Origin of the sequence: Brevundimonas sp. SPF441, assembly GCF_009661015.1 — a bacterium.
Classification (GTDB): domain Bacteria; phylum Pseudomonadota; class Alphaproteobacteria; order Caulobacterales; family Caulobacteraceae; genus Brevundimonas; species Brevundimonas vesicularis.
The window spans coordinates 63,060-79,164 of the sequence record NZ_WJWX01000003.1; the positions used below are offsets into that span (position 1 = coordinate 63,060).

The following is a 16,105-nucleotide window of genomic DNA, read 5'->3' on the forward strand; positions in this document are numbered from 1 at the left end:
GACGGGGCGCGTCGCCAAGACGCTTGCAGCAACAGGCCCCGACGCGGCACTTAGGCCGCAAAGACGATTGAGGAAACCCATGACCTATCGCGCGCCCGTTCGAGACCTGGCCTTCACTCTGGAATCCGTCGCCGGCATGGCCGACGTGGCCGCAACCGGCGCCTTTCCCGACTACGACGCCGACGTCGCCGGCGCCGTTCTGGAGGCGGCGGGACAATTCTCCGAAGAGGTGCTGGCGCCGCTGAACAGGATTGGGGATCAGAAGGGCTCGACCTACGCCAACGGCGCCGTCACCGCCGCGCCCGGTTTCGCCGACGCCTATCGCCAGTTCGCGGCCGGCGGCTGGACCGGGCTGTCGGCTTCGACCGAAGCGGGCGGACAGGCCCTGCCCAAGGCGCTGGAACTGGCGGCCTACGAGACCGTCCATGCCGCCAACATGGCGTTCGGCCTGTGTCCCATGCTGTCGCTGGCCTCGATCGAGGCGCTGGAGCAGGTCGGAACGGAAGAGCAGAAGGCCAAATATCTGACCAGGCTGGTCAGCGGCGAATGGACCGGCGCCATGGTGCTGACCGAGCCGGGCGCCGGATCGGACCTGGGCTCGCTGATCACCACGGCGACGCCGAACGGCGACGGGACCTATGCGCTGAACGGGCAGAAAATCTACATCACCTGGGGCGACCACGATGCGACCGACAACATCGTCCATCTGGTGCTGGCTCGCCTGCCGGACGCGCCCAAGGGGCCAAAGGGCATCAGCCTGTTCCTGGCGTCGAAATTCGCGGTGAAGGAAGACGGCACGCTCGGCGACCGTAACGCCTTCCGTCCGGTCGGCGTCGAGCACAAGCTGGGCATCCACGCCTCGCCGACCTGCGTCATGAGCTATGAAGGGGCGACCGCGGAGTTGGTCGGTCAGCCGAACCAGGGCCTGGCCCATATGTTCGTGATGATGAACGCAGCGCGCCTGGCGGTCGGCGTCGAGGGCGTCGGCATCGCCGAACGCGCCTATCAGCACGCCCTCGCCTATGCCTTGGACCGTCGCCAGGGTCGTTCGGTCTGGACCGGCGAGGCCAACGCCCCGATCTTTGACCATCCCGACGTGCGCCGCATGCTCAGCGTCATGAAGGCCAAGATCTCGGCGGCGCGCGCCGTGTGCCTGTCGACCGGCGTCGCCGCCGATCTGGCCCGGCACGCCGGGACCGACGAGGAACGTCGCCATTGGAAGGGACGCGAGGACCTGTTCACGCCGATCGCCAAGGCCTGGTCCACCGATATCGGCTGCGAGGTCGCCTCGATGGGCGTCCAGATCCATGGCGGCATGGGCTTCATCGAGGAGACCGGCGCGGCGCAATACTATCGCGACGCCCGCATCGCCCCGATCTACGAAGGGACCAACGGCATTCAGGCCATGGATCTGGTTGGTCGCAAACTGTCGATGGACGGCGGCGATGCAGCCAAGGCGCTGATCGCGGACATGAAGGCGACGCTGTTCGATCTCGGAAAGCTCTACAGCGGCAAGCCGGTCGAACGGTTCGCCACCGCCATTGAGGCGGTCGAGGACGCGACCCTGTGGCTTCTGGATCAGAAGGCCGATCCGAATGCGGCGGCCGATGTGCTGGCGGCGGCCGACGCCTATCTGAAATTGCTGGGCGATGTGGCCGGCGGCTGGATGCTGGCGAAGGGCGCGCTGGCGGCCAAGGCGAAGCTGGACGCCAACGAGGGCGATCCGGTGTGGCTGCAGGGCAAGCTAGACCTCTACGAAGTCTATGCCGCCAATGTGCTGGGCCACGTCTCCAGCCGGCTGGCGGCCGTGGGTCAGGGCGGCGACCTGCTGCGGCGCATGACGGTAGACGCGCTGGCCGGATGATCGGCTTGGCGTTTCTTCGTTTGACGTAGATGGGGCCGGACCTTCAAGGTCCGCGCTTCAAACAAGCAGGGAGCGTCCGATGAATCGTCGGCAACTGATCATGTCCACGGCGGCGACCGCCCTCGCCGTCTCGGCCTCCCCCACGCTCGCCCGTCAGTCCATCGGATCCCTCATGCCTCAACCGCCCGTCGCCAAGAAAATCCCTGTTGTCATCGAACAACTGGGCCGCACCCGGACCGACGACTATCAGTGGATGAAGGATGACAATTGGCAGGCGGTCCTGCGTGATCCGACCCTGATCAAGGCCGAGGTCAAGGAACACCTGACCGCCGAGAACGCCTACCGCGAGGCCATGATGGCCTCCACCCTGCCCTTGCAGGAGACGATGTTCGCGGAGATGCGCGGCCGCATCAAGGAAGACGACAGCTCGGTTCCCGCGCCGGATGGCGGCTGGAACTACTATGTCGAATACCAGACCGGCGATCAGCACCCCCGCTACATGCGCGTCGAGCGTCAGGGCACCTGGATGGTGGATGGTCAGCCGGTGACGAAAAACTTCGTCATGGCGCCCACGCCTCAACTGCTGCTGGACGCCAACGAACTGGCCAAGGGTAAGGCCTATTCGGAAGTGTCCGCCGCGAGCCACAGCCCGGATCACAGCCTGTTCGCCTATGCCGAGGACGCCCAGGGGTCCGAGGTTCACAAGATCTACGTCAAGGATCTGGCGACCGGCGAGGTGCTGCCCGAGGTGATCGACAGCGCCACCGGCGACTTTGTCTTCTCGCCGGACAGCCAGTGGATCTTCTGGACTAACCGCGACGACAACGGCCGCCCGGACAAGATCTTCCGTCGTCCGGCGCGCGGCGGCGAGACCACCCTGGTCTATGAGGAAGCCGACGACGGCATGTTCATCGGCGTCGGTCGCACCGCCGACGACCAGTTCATCGTCATCGGCATCCAGAACCAGGAAACGTCGGAGGCGCGCTACATTCCCGCCGCCACGCCGACGGCCGAGCCCGTCGTGCTGGAGCCGCGCGTGGTGGCGACCCGCTACGACGTCGATCACTGGGGCGACCGCTGGGTGATCCGCACCAATGCGGACGAGGCCATCGATTTCAAGATCGTCCAGGCCCCGACCGCGACGCCGGCCAAGGCGAACTGGACCGATCTGGTGCCGCACACTCCGGGCCGCTTCATCGAAGGCCTGGACCTGACGAATGATCACCTGGCGCGTCAGGAACGCGCAGACGCCAACACCCGCATCATCATCCGCGACCGGGCCGGCGCCGAGCATGAGATCGCAGTCGACGAACCGGCCTTCGCCCTGTCGCTGGCCGGCGCCTCTGAATACGAGACGACGACCACCCGCTACACCTACAACTCGCCGTCTACGCCGACGCAGACGTTCGACTACGACATGGCGTCGCGCGAGCGGACCCTGCGCAAAACTCAGCAGATCCCGTCCGGTCACAACATCGAAGACTATGTGGTCGAGCGGCTGAACGCGCCGGCATCCGACGGTCAGTTGGTGCCGGTGACGGTGCTGCGCCGCAAATCGACGCCCGTCGATGGTTCGGCGCCCCTGCTGCTCTACGGGTACGGCTCCTACGGCATCCCCATGCCGGCCAGCTTCTCGACCAACCGGCTGTCGCTGGTCGATCGCGGCTGGATCTACGCCATCGCCCATATTCGCGGCGGTTCAGACAAGGGCTGGGGCTGGTTCCTCGACGCGCGGAAGATGACGAAGAAGAACACCTTCACCGACTTCATCGCCTCCGCCGAACACCTGATCGACAAGAAGTACGCCACGGCCGGAAACATTGTCGCTCAGGGCGGATCCGCCGGTGGGCTCTTGATGGGTGCGGTCAACAACATGCGACCCGACCTGTGGGCCGGGATCATCGGTCAGGTGCCGTTCGTGGACGTGATCAACACCATGAGCGATACCTCCCTGCCGCTGACGCCGCCCGAATGGCCCGAGTGGGGTAACCCGATCGAGGACCCGGCCGCCTACGACTATATGATGAGCTACAGCCCCTACGATCAGGTCGAGCCGAAAGCCTATCCAGCAGTCCTGGCGACAGGCGGCCTGTCCGATCCGCGCGTCACCTACTGGGAGCCGGAGAAGTGGGTCGCCAAGCTGCGACCCGCCACCACCTCGGGCAAGCCCGTGCTGTTGAAGATCAACATGGAGGCCGGTCACGGCGGCGCTGCCGGGCGCTTCGACTATCTGAAAGAAGTCGCCCACGACTACGCCTTCGCCGTCTGGGCCATCGATAAGGGGTGGAAGCACGCGTGAGCGGACTGACGGTTCGCGACGCCCGTCCCGGCGACATCGCCGCGATCACGGCCATCTACGCCGAAAGCGTCGCCAATGGGCGCGGCACCTTCGAGCTAGAGGCGCCTGACGAGACCGAGATGGCCGCAAGGCTCGCCGCCGTCGCGGCCCTGGGCCTGCCGCGCCTTGTGGTCGAGATCGACGGCGCGGTCGCCGGATACGCCTATGCCGGGCCGTTTCGCACGCGTCAGGCCTATCGCTACATGGTCGAGGACTCGATCTACGTCGCGCCCTGGGCCAGGGGGCGCGGCGTCGCGGGCGCCCTGCTCGATGCGCTGATCGTCCGCTGCGAAGTGATGGGTCTTCGTCAGATGGTCGCGGTCATCGGTGATGCGGAGAACGTCGGCTCAATCGCCCTGCACCGCACGCGCGGCTTCACCGACGCCGGCGTGTTCAAGGCGGCCGGCTGGAAGCACGACGACTGGCGCGACGTGGTGTTCATGCAGCGGGCGCTGGGCGACGGCGGCGCGACAGCGCCCGACGCGCCGGGCCTGTCCCTTGTCGACAAGAAGCCGCTGCGCTGACGCATTGCGACGTCATCACCCGACGCCTATCGTGACGCCGTGAAGATCGTTCAATCCCTGTTGCTGTTGATCGGCGCCCTCTCGGTGCTGGCGCTCGGCGCTGTCGGCGCCTCGGCGTCGCCGGCAGCCGCCGCGCCTTGCCATGAGACGGGCCATGAGACAGGCCAGTCTTCGCCCGACCAGACCCCGAACCATGCGCCCAAGGCCATGAAGGCGATGATCTGCTGCGTCGCCTGCGTAGCGACGCCCACGCTGGATCCTGCGCCCCTATCCGGCCCGGCTCCTTCGCCCTCGCGCATCGCTGCGGTTCCGGCCGCCTTGCCAGTCGGGCAACTGCTGTCGCCCGAACCCGGACCACCCCGCCTCCTGATCGTCTGACACACCTCGCGCCTCTCGCAGGGCGCACTCCGTCACGATCATCAGAGGAGGCCTCGAATGGCTATCCGTATTCTCGTCGGCGCCTGCGCCGGCGCTTCCCTGCTCGCCCCGGCTCAGGCCGCGGCGGCGCAGGATCATTCGCACCACGCGCCGCCGACCACGCCAGCCGGCAATCCGCACGCGGGTCACGACATGGCCATGTCATCGGCCGACCCGATGACCGATCACGCCAGCATGGGTCACACGATGACCAGCCCCTATGGCCCCTGGCCCATCAACCGCGACGCCTCCGGAACCGGCTGGCAACCCGACGCGGGCGAACACGGCGGCATCCACACCGTCCGTGGCGACTGGATGGTGATGACCCACGCCATGCTGAACCTGGTCTATGACAGCCAGTCCGGTCCGCGCGGCGGCGACAAGACTTTCGTCGCCGGCATGCTGATGACCTCAGCGCGGCGCGACTTCGACGACGGTTCGAAACTGAACCTGCGCGCGATGCTCAGCCCCGATCCGCTGATGGGGAAATCCGGTTATCCGCTGCTTCTGGCGGCGGGCGAGACGGCGGATGGGGTGAATCCGCTGGTCGATCGCCAGCATCCGCACGATCTGCTCATGGAGCTGTCGGCCAGCTATTCGAAACGCCTGTCCGACAAGGACAGCGTCTATGGCTACATCGGCCTGCCCGGCGAACCTGCCTTCGGCCCGCCCGCCTTCATGCACCGCATGAGCGCGATGGACAGTCCCGAGGCGCCGATCACCCACCACTGGCTCGACTCGACCCACATCGTCTTCGGCGTGACGACCTTGGGCTGGGCGCACGATCGCTTCAAGATCGAGACCTCGGCCTTCAAGGGACGCGAGCCGGACGAGGAACGCTGGGGCATCGATTCGCCACGGCTGGACAGTTGGTCAGTGCGGGCTGCCTGGAACCCGACCGACGAATGGTCGCTGCAGGCGTCCTACGCCGATGTCTCCGCGCCGGAACAGTTGGAGCCCGACGAGAACGAGACGAAATGGTCGGCCAGCGCCATCTACACCCGCCGTCTGGGCGATGACGGGTGGTGGTCCTCGACCCTGGCTTGGGGCCGAAAGACCAACGACCACGGCGAATCGAAGGACGGCTGGTTGCTGGAATCGGCGGTCCATCCGAACGACCGCTGGACCGTCTTCGCCCGAGCCGAGCGGATCGAGACGGATGAACTGGTTCCCGGCGTCGGCGGCGGCCATGGCCCGCTCTATACGGTGGGCAAGGCTTCGGTCGGCGTGGTCCGCGACTGGCGGATCGCCGAATATGTCCGGTTCGGCCTCGGCGGTCTCTATGCCATGAATCGCGTGCCGACGGCGTTAGAGCCTCTGTACGGCGGCGATCCCGACGGGGCGATGCTCTTCGTGCGGCTGAAGATCGACTGATCTAGCTCAAGGCCTGCCCGGCTTCGGCCGGGCGGGCCGGCGGCTGGTCCAGAAGCCGCAGCGCTTCATAGCCGACCAGGACCACGCCGAGCACGAGCATCAGCGCTCCGGCGATCAGCACCAGGCGCACGTGCCGGTGCAGGTGATAAAGCAACTCGCCGATCATCGACGGTCCCGCCGCATTCGGATCGTGCCAATCCGATCCGTTCCGGACAGTCTACTGCAAAACGCGGACCCGATGGAGTCTGTGCGAACCGCGTTCCGTCAGACGAGGCGGCTCTGCACCACGGCCGCGCCGATGAAGCTGGCGAACAGCGGATGCGGCGCGAATGGACGGCTCTTGAGCTCGGGGTGATACTGAACGCCGATGAACCAGGGGTGGTCCGGGCGTTCGACGGTTTCGGGCAGGACGCCGTCAGGCGAGAGACCGGCGAAGACCAGCCCGCCCTTCTGCTCGATCGCCTCGCGATAGTTGATGTTGACCTCGTAGCGGTGGCGGTGACGCTCGCTGATCGCGGTCGAGCCGTAGATCTCGGCGATCTTGGACCCGGCTGTCAGTGTCGAATCATAGGCGCCGAGACGCATGGTGCCGCCCAGGTCGCCGCCCTGCTGACGCAGCACGCGTTGATTGCCTTGGGTCCATTCGGTCATAAGGCCGACAACCGGCTCGGCGGTTGGGCCGAACTCGGTGGACGAGGCCTTGGGATAGCCGGCCAGGTTCCGCGCCGCCTCGATCACCGCCATCTGCATGCCGAAGCAGATGCCGAAATAGGGAATGTTGCGCTCACGGGCGAAGCGGGCCGCCTCGATCTTGCCTTCCGAGCCGCGCTCGCCGAAGCCGCCGGGCACCAGGACGGCGTGCGCACCCTGAAGACGCTCCTCGCAGGCTTCGGGATCGCCTTCGAAGGTGTCGGCCTCGACCCAATCGATGTTGACCTTGACGTTGTTCGCCACGCCCCCGTGATGCAGGGCCTCGATCAGCGATTTATAGGCATCCTTCAGGACGGTGTATTTGCCGACCACGGCGATGGTCACCTCGCCGTCGGGCTGCAGGCGGCGACGCGCGATCTCTTGCCAGCCGGTCAGATCCGGCTCGGGCGCGTCGTTTATGCCGAAGTGCGCCAGGACTTCGCGGTCCAGACCCTCGCGGTGATAGTCCAGCGGCACGGCATAGATGTCGGCGGAGTCCATTGCTTGAATGACGCCGCTTTCGCGCACGTTGCAGAACTGGCCGATCTTGCGCTTTTCCTCAGCCGGGATCGGCTGCTCGCAGCGGCACAGCAGGATGTCCGGCTGAATGCCGATGGAGCGCAGTTCCTTGACCGAGTGCTGGGTCGGCTTGGTCTTCATCTCGCCGGCCGTCTTGATGAACGGCAGCAGCGTCAGATGGACAAAGCAACTCTGGCCGCGCGGCAGGTCCTGCCCCAACTGGCGGATCGCCTCAAAGAAGGGCAGGCCCTCAATGTCGCCGACCGTGCCGCCGATCTCGACCAGCACGAAGTTGACGTCTTCGCCCGCGTCGGTCAGGGCGGGCGTCAGGCAGAAGGACTTGATCTGGTCGGTCACGTGCGGAATGACCTGCACGGTGGCGCCCAGATAGTCGCCGCGACGCTCTTTCTCCAGAATGGTCGAATAGATCCGGCCGGTCGTGATGTTGTCGGACTTGGCCGCCGATACGCCGGTGAACCGCTCATAGTGGCCCAGGTCCAGGTCGGTCTCGGCGCCGTCGTCGGTCACGAAGACCTCGCCGTGCTGATACGGGCTCATCGTGCCCGGATCGACATTCAGATAGGGGTCGAGCTTGCGCAGGCGGACCTTGTAGCCGCGCGCCTGCAAAAGAGCGCCGAGAGCGGCGGAGGCGAGGCCTTTTCCTAGCGAGGAAACCACGCCGCCGGTGATGAACACATAGCGAGCCATGGGGGGACACCTTACTCCATGATTCGCGGCTCGGTCATGCCGCCGTCGAATCGAACTGTTGATCAAAAGAAGAAAGCGCGCCCTGCGGCGCGCTTTCGGAAACTCGGGTCTCTGTCGGAGCCCTATTGGGCGGGCTGTTGAGCCGGCGCCGGAGCGGTGGAGGCCGACGGCAGGCTGGCTTCCAGATCATCCAGCGAGGGCGTCGCCGGTTTGGCCGGCGCAGCGGGCTGCTGCTGGGCGGGTTGCTGCGTCTGGGTCTGCGGCGTCGTGGCCAGCGAACCCACAGCGTCGGCGTCGATGCCGGACACCGAGGCGCGGTCCATATTGCCGACGACCGTCAGAATAATCGTCAGGGCGAACAGCGCGGCCGCCAGCCACCAGGTGGTGACGGTCAGAAGATTGCCTGCGCCGCGTGCGGTCATGAAGCCCGACGGACCGCCGCCCATGCCCAGGGCGCCGCCCTCGGACTTCTGAAGCAGGACGATGCCCGTCAGCGCGATGGCGACGATGATGATGGCGACGAGCAGGATGGTCTGGAGCATGGCGTCATTCATGTGGGCGCGGATCTGCGCCGATCAAGCGGCGGCCTCTATCATCGAAGCGCGCCCGGGGCAAACGTCACGTGGCGGCGTTGACGATCGGCATGAAGTCCTCGGCCTTCAAGGACGCGCCGCCGACCAGCGCGCCGCCGACTTCCGGCGTAGCCAGAATGTCGCGCGCATTGTCCGGTTTGACCGAACCGCCATACAGAATGGGCGCGGTGCGAGCGCCTTCTCCCAGCTTTGCGACGATGGCGGCGCGCACGGCGGCATGGACCTCGGCGATCTGATCCAGAGTGGGGGTCAGGCCCGTCCCGATGGCCCAAACGGGTTCATAGGCCACCGCGAAGTCGCGCTCGGCCAAGCTGGACGGCAGCGAGCCCGCGACCTGGCCCGACACCACGGCGATGGCGTCGCCCGCTTCCCGCTGCTGCAAGGTTTCACCGACGCACACGATGGGCTCCAGTCCGGCAGCGATGGCGGCCTCGACCTTGGCGGCGACGTCCGCATCGGTCTCGCCGAAAGCCGCGCGGCGTTCGGAATGCCCCAGGATCACAACAGTCGCGCCGGCGTCGACCAGCATTTCGGCCGAGACAGAGCCGGTAAAGGCGCCGGCGGGCTTCTCATGGCAGTCCTGACCGCCCACGGCCACGCCGCTGCCCGCCAGGGCGGACTGCATACGCTCGATCAGCGTCGCCGGCGGGCACAGCACCACACGGCATCCTTGCCCCGTCGTTCCGACGGCGTCCCTGATCGCCTCAGCCTGCGCCAAGGCGGCCGAGACGCCATTCATCTTCCAATTGCCGACGATCATCTTCACGGATTGTTTCATGGCCGCCTGTCTAGAAGGCGAAAACCGCCAAGCCAAGAGGCGCCGCCGCAATCCGGACACGAAGCCATCCTTGCAGCGGCGGCCCCGCCCCGACTATACGCGACGATTGACGCCAATATCGGCCAGTCCCGGGTTTTCGAATGCTCACCGCCTTCCGCGCCTTCTCTCGATCCAAATGGGCGGCCGCCCTGCTTGTCCTGATCGCGATCAGCTTCGTGATCGTCGGCGCGCGGATGGACGTCTTCTCCAACCTTGGACCGAAACACGTCATCGATGCGGGCGATCGCTCGATGAACGAGCTCGAGTTCCGCACCGCCTTCGATCAGGTGCGTGAACGGCTGCAGCAGCAGGTCGGCCGTCCCCTGACGAACCAGGAGCTGGTTGCGGAAAACATTCACGTCCGCTTCCTGACCGAGCAGACGCAGCAGCTGGGCTTCCTGAACTGGGCCTACAAGGCGGGCATCCGCCCGGGCAAGGAACTGATCGTCAAGCAGATCCGCCAGATCCCGGCCTTCTTCAACTCGGTCACCGGACAGTTCGACCAGCAGGCCTATGAGGCGGCTCTTGCGCAGCAGAACCTGACTCCCGCCATGCTGGAGCAGGACTTGCGAGACCAATACGCCACGGAGCATTTCGGCGCCGCCGTCTTCGCCGGCGCCCGCGTGCCGCGCATCTATGGCGCGCTGCTGGCCGGTTCCGCCTTCGAAAGCCGCGACGGTCGTTGGTTCGAGGTTACCCCCGCGATGGCCGGTCAGATCCCCGCCCCGACCGACGCCCAGTTGAACGCCTTCATCCAGGAGAACGCCGACCGCCTGCGCGCGCCCGAGTTCCGCATGGTGTCGGTGGTTCTGTTCACGCCTGAGGCTTCGGCCAATGCGCCGATCTCGGAAGACCGCATCCGCGAGCGCTTCGAGTTCAAGAAGGACACGCTGAGCAAGCCCGAGACGCGCTCCTTCGTCACCCTGACCGCGCCGAACCGCGAGACGGCCCAGAAGATCGCCGCCGCCCTGCGCGCGGGCCAATCGCCCGCCGACGTCGGCCGCGCCAACAATATCACCCCTGCCGCCTTTAACGAGACGCCCCGCTCGGCCATCGGCGACGCTGCGACCGCAGCCGCCGTCTTCGGCCTGCAAGCCAATCAGGTGTCCAACCCCGTTCAGGCCGGTGTCGGCTTCGCCGTCGCCAAGGTCACGGCCGTTCAGCCCGCCGCGCCCGCCACGCTGGACAGCGCTCGCGAGGAACTGATCCAGGAACTGCGCGCCGAGGACGTGAAGACCCAGACCTACGCCAAGGTCGAGAAATATGAAGCCGCCCGCACGGCCGGCAAGAACCTGGCTGACGCGGCGCGTGAGGCCGGCGGTCGCGTCGTCGATCTGCCGCCCTTCACCAAGGACGGCAAGCTGCCGAACGGTCAGGCGCTGAACGCTCCGCCGCAAATCTTCGAGACGGCCTGGAGCCTGACCAAGGGCGGCGAAAGCGACGTCATCGACGCCGGTCAGGGTCAGTATTTCGCCGTGCGCGTCAACGACATCCGCCCGTCGGCCCTGCCGACCCTGGCAGAGGTGCGTGAGCCCCTGGCCGCCCAATGGATCCAGCGGGAGACCATGCGTCGCCTGTCGGCCAAGGCCGAAGAGCTGACGACCCGCGTGCGCAATGGCGAGGACATCGCCGCGGTCGCCCGCTCGGTCAATGCGCCGCTGACCGTGCGCACCGGCGTCATCCGCAATCAGCAAACCCAGGAAGCCCTCGGTCAGGGCGTGCTTCAGGGCCTGTTCGGCCAGTCCAAGGGCCAGGCCTTCTCTCAGCCGGCATCGCAGACCGCCTATGTGGTCGGCCGCGTCGACAACGTCCGCGCCGCCAATCCGGCCGTGGCCGGTCCGCTGGCCGAGCAGGTCCGCCCGCGCCTGACCCAGGAGTTGGTGCAGGCGATGGTCGAATCGTCGGTCTCGGCGGGCGCTCAGCGCTCCAAGGCCAAGAACGACCCGGCCCAGGCGCTGTCGGCCCTGGGTCTGTCGGGTGGCGCAACGCCCGCCGCACCGGCGCAATGACCGACGACGCTTCGCGCGACATAACGCTCGACGCCTTCGCGGCCGGCCTTTCGGCCGGTCGGCCGCAGGTCCTGGTTCGCCGGATTATTGACGACCTGGAAACCCCGGTCTCGGCCTATCTGAAGCTGGGACGCGACCGGCCGTACGCCTGTCTGCTGGAATCGGTCGAGGGCGGTGCCGTCAAGGGACGCTATTCCATCCTGACGCTGGATCCCGATGTGGTCTGGCGTTGTCGATCCAACGCGGCTGAACTGTCGCGCGGCTCAGCCATAGGCGAAGGTCGGTTCACAGCCGAACACTTGCCAGCGCTGCAATCCCTGCGCGCGCTGATCGCGGCGTCAAAGTTCGATCTGCCGGCGGGACTGCCGCCGATGGCCGCGGGCCTGTTCGGCGTCTTCGGCTACGACATGGTGCGACTGCTTGAGCCGCTGGGCGCGCCAAACCCCGATCCGCTCGATCTGCCCGACGCCGTGCTGACACGGCCGTCGCTGGTGGCCATCTTCGATTCGGTCCGCCACGAGATCATTCTGGTGTCGGCCGCCTATCCAGACGCCGGAATCTCCCCGCAAGAGGCGTTCGACGCCGCGACGGCGCGGCTGGACGCGTTCGAGACGGCCTTGCGCGCCCCCCTGCCCGTCCGCGCCGCCCCGCAGCAAACGCCGGCTCCCGTCTTCACTTCGCCGGTGGACGAGCCGGCCTTCGGCGAGATGGTCGCCAGGGCCAAGGACTACATCGGCGCCGGCGACATTTTCCAGGTCGTCCTCAGCCACCGCTTTTCGGCGCCGTGGACGGACGATCCCTTCGCCTTCTATCGCTCGCTGCGTCGCCAGAACCCGTCGCCCTATCTGTTCTATCTGAACTTCGAAGGCTTCCAGCTCGCCGGCTCTAGCCCCGAGATCCTGGTTCGGCTGAAGGACGGCGAGGTTACGATTAGACCGCTGGCAGGCACCCGCATGCGCGGCGCGACGCCAGAAGCGGACAAGGCGCTGGAAGTCGAGCTGCTGGCTGATCCGAAGGAGCTTGCCGAGCACCTGATGCTGCTGGACCTGGGCCGCAACGATGTGGGGCGAGTCGCGGCGCCCGGCACGGTCGAGGTCACCGAGAGCTTCGTCGTCGAACGCTACAGCCAGGTCATGCACATCGTCTCCAACGTGCGGGGCAAGGCTGACCCCAGGCTGGATGCGGTGGACACGCTGCTGGCCGCTCTGCCAGCCGGGACACTGTCGGGCGCGCCCAAGGTGCGCGCGATGGAGATCATCGACGAACTGGAAAGCGAAAAGCGCGGCGTCGGATACGGCGGCGGCGTCGGCTATATTTCGGCTGGCGGCGAGGCGGACATCTGCATCACCCTGCGCACCGCCCTTTTCGCCGACGATCGGATCTTCGTTCAGGCCGGGGCCGGCGTCGTCGCCGACAGCGACCCTGCGTCCGAGTACGCCGAGACCCAGCACAAGGCGCGCGCGCCGATGCGGGCGGCGGAGGACGCCTGGCGCTTTCGGGCCGGCAATCGCTAGCGCGAAATCGTCACCGCCGGGTCGTTGAACTGCACGCCCGGCCCGATGATGACGACGCCCGCCATCAAAACCGCCGCAGTCGCCGCGAGGGCGGCTGCGCCAAGCGCGGCGACGGGGTTGGGCCTGGTTTCGACCACGACCAGCTTCGCCTTGGCGGCGGCGATCTTGACGGCGATGTCTTTTTCAGCGGCGAGTTTCACCCGCCCAGTCTTAGCCCCGTCGAGTTAAAATGCGCTTTAAGGCCGCGCCCGCTTGGCGCGGACGCGCGTCACGCCTAGAAGCCAAACCATGATCCTCGTCGTCGATAACTACGACAGCTTCACCTATAATCTCGTCCACTACCTCGCGGAGTTGGGCGCGCCGACGCATGTGGTGCGCAACGACGACCTGACGGTGGACGAGGCGTGGGCGCTGAACCCCGCCGCCGTTCTGCTGTCGCCCGGCCCTTGCGCGCCGGATCAGGCCGGCATCTGCCTGCCGTTGATCACGACCGCGCCAGAGTCGATGCCGATCCTGGGCGTATGTCTGGGGCATCAAGCCATCGGCCAGGCCTTCGGCGGCGACGTCATCCGCGCCAAGACCCTGATGCACGGCAAGACCTCGCCGATCCTTCATGAAGGCCAGAGCGTCTTCGCCGGCCTGCCCTCGCCCTTCACCGCCACACGCTATCACTCGCTGGCGGTAAAGCGCGAAACCCTGCCCGATTGCCTGAAGGTCACCGCCTGGACCGCCGACGGCGAGATCATGGGCCTGCAGCATCGCACCCGTCCGATCCACGGCGTGCAGTTCCACCCGGAATCCATCGCCACCGAGCACGGTCACGACATGCTGGCCAACTTCCTTGAGATCGCCGGCGTAAAGCGCCTCGCGGCCGCCTGACCATGGGCGACGGGTTCAAGCCGATCCTCGCCCGACTGGTCGAGGGCCATCCCCTGACGTCCCAGCAGGCGCACGACTTCTTCGCCGCCTGCCTGCGCGGCGAGCCGACCCCGTCGCAAGTCGCCGCCGCCGTCACCGCCATGCGGATGCGCGGCGAGACCGTGGACGAAATCGCCGCCTTCGCGGGCGCGATGCGTGAAGCCGCCCTGACGCTGGATCATCCCTATGAGGTGATCGACACCTGCGGCACCGGGGGCGACGGTCAGCACACCTACAATATCTCGACCGCCGCAGCCCTGGTTCTGGCCGGCGCCGGTCTGAAGGTCGCCAAGCATGGCAACCGCGCAATGTCATCGAAATCAGGCTCTTCCGACGTCTTGTCGATCCTAGGCGTGAACCTGATGGCGTCGCAGGCGCAGCAGAAGAAGGCGTTGGACGGGGCCGGTATCTGCTTCCTGTTCGCGCCCGCCTATCATGGGGCGATGCGTCACGTCGGGCCGGTGCGGGCCGAAATCGGTTTTCGCACCGTCTTCAACCTGTTGGGACCGCTTTCGAACCCGGCGTCTGCAAGGCGACAGGTTATGGGCGTCTATGATCCGCGCCTGCTGGAGCCGCTGGCCGAGGTGCTGGGCCGGCTCGGCGCCACCCGGGCTTGGACCGTTCACGGTCAAGGCCTGGACGAACTGGCGACTTCCGGACCCACGGACGTCGCCGAGTGGAAGGATGGCGCGGTTCGTCGCTTCCAGGTCACGCCCGAGGACGCCGGCCTGCCGCGCGCCTCTATCGCAGACATTCGCGGCGGCGACGCCGAGGAGAATGCCGTCGCCCTGCGCGCGCTTCTGGCCGGCGCGGCCGGACCCTACCGCGACATCGTGCTGCTGAACGCCGCCGCCGCCCTGGTTGTGTCAGACCGCGCGGCGGATCTGGCCGAGGGCGCCGCGCTCGCCGCGGCCGCTATCGACGACGGTCGAGCCGCCGAGGCGCTGGATCGCCTGGCCCTCATCACCTCCACGCCGCTGGAAAGCGAAGAGCCCGCATGACCGACGTTCTGGACCGTATCGCCGCCTACAAGCGCGAGGACGTCGCTGCCCGCAAGGCTGCGACCTCACAGGACGCGATCGAAGCCTTGGCCCGCAATGCGTCGGCTCCGCGCGGCTTTCGCGTCGCCTTGGAGCGGGTCGGAGAGGAAACCGGTCGTCCCGCCCTGATCGCCGAGATAAAGAAGGCCAGCCCGTCTAAGGGCCTGATCCGGCCCGATTTCGATCCACCGGCTCTGGCCCGCGCCTATGAGGCCGGCGGTGCGGCCTGTCTGTCGGTGCTGACCGATGCCCCCAGCTTCCAGGGCGACGACGCCTATCTGGGCCAGGCCCGCGAGGCCGTCGCCCTGCCCTGCCTGCGCAAGGATTTCTTGGTCGATCCTTGGCAGGTCGCCGAAAGCCGCGCCCTGGGCGCCGACTGCATCCTAATCATCTTGGCCATGGTCGATGACCGGTTGGCCGCCGAGCTGCTGTCGGAAGCCGAACGCTTTGGCATGGACGCGCTGATCGAGACGCACGACGAGGAAGAAATGGCGCGCGCTTGTGCGCTGGGCGGCGATCTGGTGGGGGTCAATAATCGCTCGCTGCGCACGTTCGAGGTCGATCTGGAAACCACGGAGCGGCTGTCGATGCTCAGCCCCGTGCGCGCTCTGCTGGTCGCCGAGAGCGGCATCTTCACGCCCGACGACGTGGCGCGCGTTTCGGCTGCCCATGCCCAGGCGATCCTGGTCGGCGAGAGCCTGATGCGCCAGGCCGATGTCGAGGTGGCGACCCGTCAGTTGCTGGCCGTTTGAGCCGAGACGCGGCGGCAAGCCTCGCCGT

Annotated in this window: 15 protein-coding genes; 10 read left to right on the plus strand and 5 right to left on the minus strand. The window is 66.9% G+C overall.

The features are described 5' to 3' along the window. Nucleotides 1-79 precede the first annotated feature (79 nt). The 5 genes from GGC30_RS03210 (at nucleotide 80) to GGC30_RS03230 (ending at nucleotide 6,517) form a co-directional block, all read left to right on the plus strand. Nucleotides 80-1,864 carry an acyl-CoA dehydrogenase gene (locus GGC30_RS03210; protein WP_153922706.1) on the plus strand — a complete coding sequence of 595 codons (1,785 nt, stop codon included), beginning with the start codon at nucleotides 80-82 and terminating at the stop codon, nucleotides 1,862-1,864. Between the two features lie 79 nt (nucleotides 1,865-1,943). Next, the gene (locus GGC30_RS03215) at nucleotides 1,944-4,163 is read left to right on the plus strand and encodes a S9 family peptidase (RefSeq protein WP_153922707.1); all 2,220 of its coding nucleotides are present in this window, start codon (nucleotides 1,944-1,946) and stop codon (nucleotides 4,161-4,163) included. Further along, nucleotides 4,160-4,726 (plus strand): N-acetyltransferase family protein, encoded by a 567-nt coding sequence (locus tag GGC30_RS03220; protein WP_370451851.1) that lies wholly within the window; start codon nucleotides 4,160-4,162, stop codon nucleotides 4,724-4,726. Before GGC30_RS03215 ends, GGC30_RS03220 begins: the two co-directional genes overlap by 4 nt. Nucleotides 4,727-4,765: 39 nt before the next feature. Beyond that, complete coding sequence (locus GGC30_RS03225; protein WP_370451852.1) at nucleotides 4,766-5,104, plus strand: hypothetical protein; 339 nt, start codon at nucleotides 4,766-4,768, stop codon at nucleotides 5,102-5,104. Between the two features lie 57 nt (nucleotides 5,105-5,161). Beyond that, complete coding sequence (locus GGC30_RS03230) at nucleotides 5,162-6,517, plus strand: hypothetical protein (RefSeq protein WP_153922708.1); 1,356 nt, start codon at nucleotides 5,162-5,164, stop codon at nucleotides 6,515-6,517. A gap of 1 nt (nucleotide 6,518) precedes the next feature. On the opposite strand, the gene GGC30_RS16220 is transcribed toward GGC30_RS03230, so the two are convergent. From GGC30_RS16220 to tpiA, 4 genes are all read right to left on the minus strand, one after another. Then, complete coding sequence (locus GGC30_RS16220) at nucleotides 6,519-6,683, minus strand: hypothetical protein (protein ID WP_165116665.1); 165 nt, start codon at nucleotides 6,681-6,683, stop codon at nucleotides 6,519-6,521. Between the two features lie 98 nt (nucleotides 6,684-6,781). Further along, nucleotides 6,782-8,434, minus strand: coding sequence for a CTP synthase (locus tag GGC30_RS03235; protein WP_153922709.1), 1,653 nt, complete (start codon nucleotides 8,432-8,434; stop codon nucleotides 6,782-6,784). A 122-nt stretch (nucleotides 8,435-8,556) separates the two neighbouring features. After that, nucleotides 8,557-8,988, minus strand: a complete 432-nt coding sequence (secG, locus tag GGC30_RS03240; RefSeq protein WP_017503940.1) for a preprotein translocase subunit SecG — start codon at nucleotides 8,986-8,988, stop codon at nucleotides 8,557-8,559. Between the two features lie 64 nt (nucleotides 8,989-9,052). Further along, nucleotides 9,053-9,805 carry a triose-phosphate isomerase gene (tpiA, locus tag GGC30_RS03245; protein ID WP_153922710.1) on the minus strand — a complete coding sequence of 251 codons (753 nt, stop codon included), beginning with the start codon at nucleotides 9,803-9,805 and terminating at the stop codon, nucleotides 9,053-9,055. A 140-nt stretch (nucleotides 9,806-9,945) separates the two neighbouring features. Between tpiA and GGC30_RS03250 the strand changes: the two genes are divergently transcribed. Both GGC30_RS03250 and trpE read left to right on the plus strand, forming a co-directional pair. Next, on the plus strand, nucleotides 9,946-11,853 hold the full coding sequence (locus GGC30_RS03250) for a peptidylprolyl isomerase (protein ID WP_153922711.1): 1,908 nt from the start codon (nucleotides 9,946-9,948) through the stop codon (nucleotides 11,851-11,853). After that, nucleotides 11,850-13,367 carry an anthranilate synthase component I gene (gene trpE / locus GGC30_RS03255; RefSeq protein ID WP_153922712.1) on the plus strand — a complete coding sequence of 506 codons (1,518 nt, stop codon included), beginning with the start codon at nucleotides 11,850-11,852 and terminating at the stop codon, nucleotides 13,365-13,367. Before GGC30_RS03250 ends, trpE begins: the two co-directional genes overlap by 4 nt. On the opposite strand, the gene GGC30_RS03260 is transcribed toward trpE, so the two are convergent. Further along, complete coding sequence (locus GGC30_RS03260) at nucleotides 13,364-13,567, minus strand: peptidoglycan-binding protein (protein WP_370451853.1); 204 nt, start codon at nucleotides 13,565-13,567, stop codon at nucleotides 13,364-13,366. The genes trpE and GGC30_RS03260 overlap by 4 nt on opposite strands. Nucleotides 13,568-13,655: 88 nt before the next feature. Here GGC30_RS03260 and GGC30_RS03265 point away from each other — a divergent pair, with 88 nt between their 5' ends. The 3 genes from GGC30_RS03265 to trpC are packed head-to-tail and all read left to right on the plus strand — an operon-like array spanning nucleotide 13,656 to nucleotide 16,077. After that, nucleotides 13,656-14,246, plus strand: a complete 591-nt coding sequence (locus GGC30_RS03265; protein ID WP_153922713.1) for an aminodeoxychorismate/anthranilate synthase component II — start codon at nucleotides 13,656-13,658, stop codon at nucleotides 14,244-14,246. 2 nt (nucleotides 14,247-14,248) lie between these two features. Then, a complete protein-coding gene (gene trpD / locus GGC30_RS03270) occupies nucleotides 14,249-15,286 on the plus strand; it encodes an anthranilate phosphoribosyltransferase (RefSeq protein ID WP_153922714.1) in 1,038 nt (345 codons plus the stop codon). Further along, nucleotides 15,283-16,077, plus strand: coding sequence for an indole-3-glycerol phosphate synthase TrpC (gene trpC / locus GGC30_RS03275; protein ID WP_055753522.1), 795 nt, complete (start codon nucleotides 15,283-15,285; stop codon nucleotides 16,075-16,077). Before trpD ends, trpC begins: the two co-directional genes overlap by 4 nt. Nucleotides 16,078-16,105: the final 28 nt, after the last annotated feature.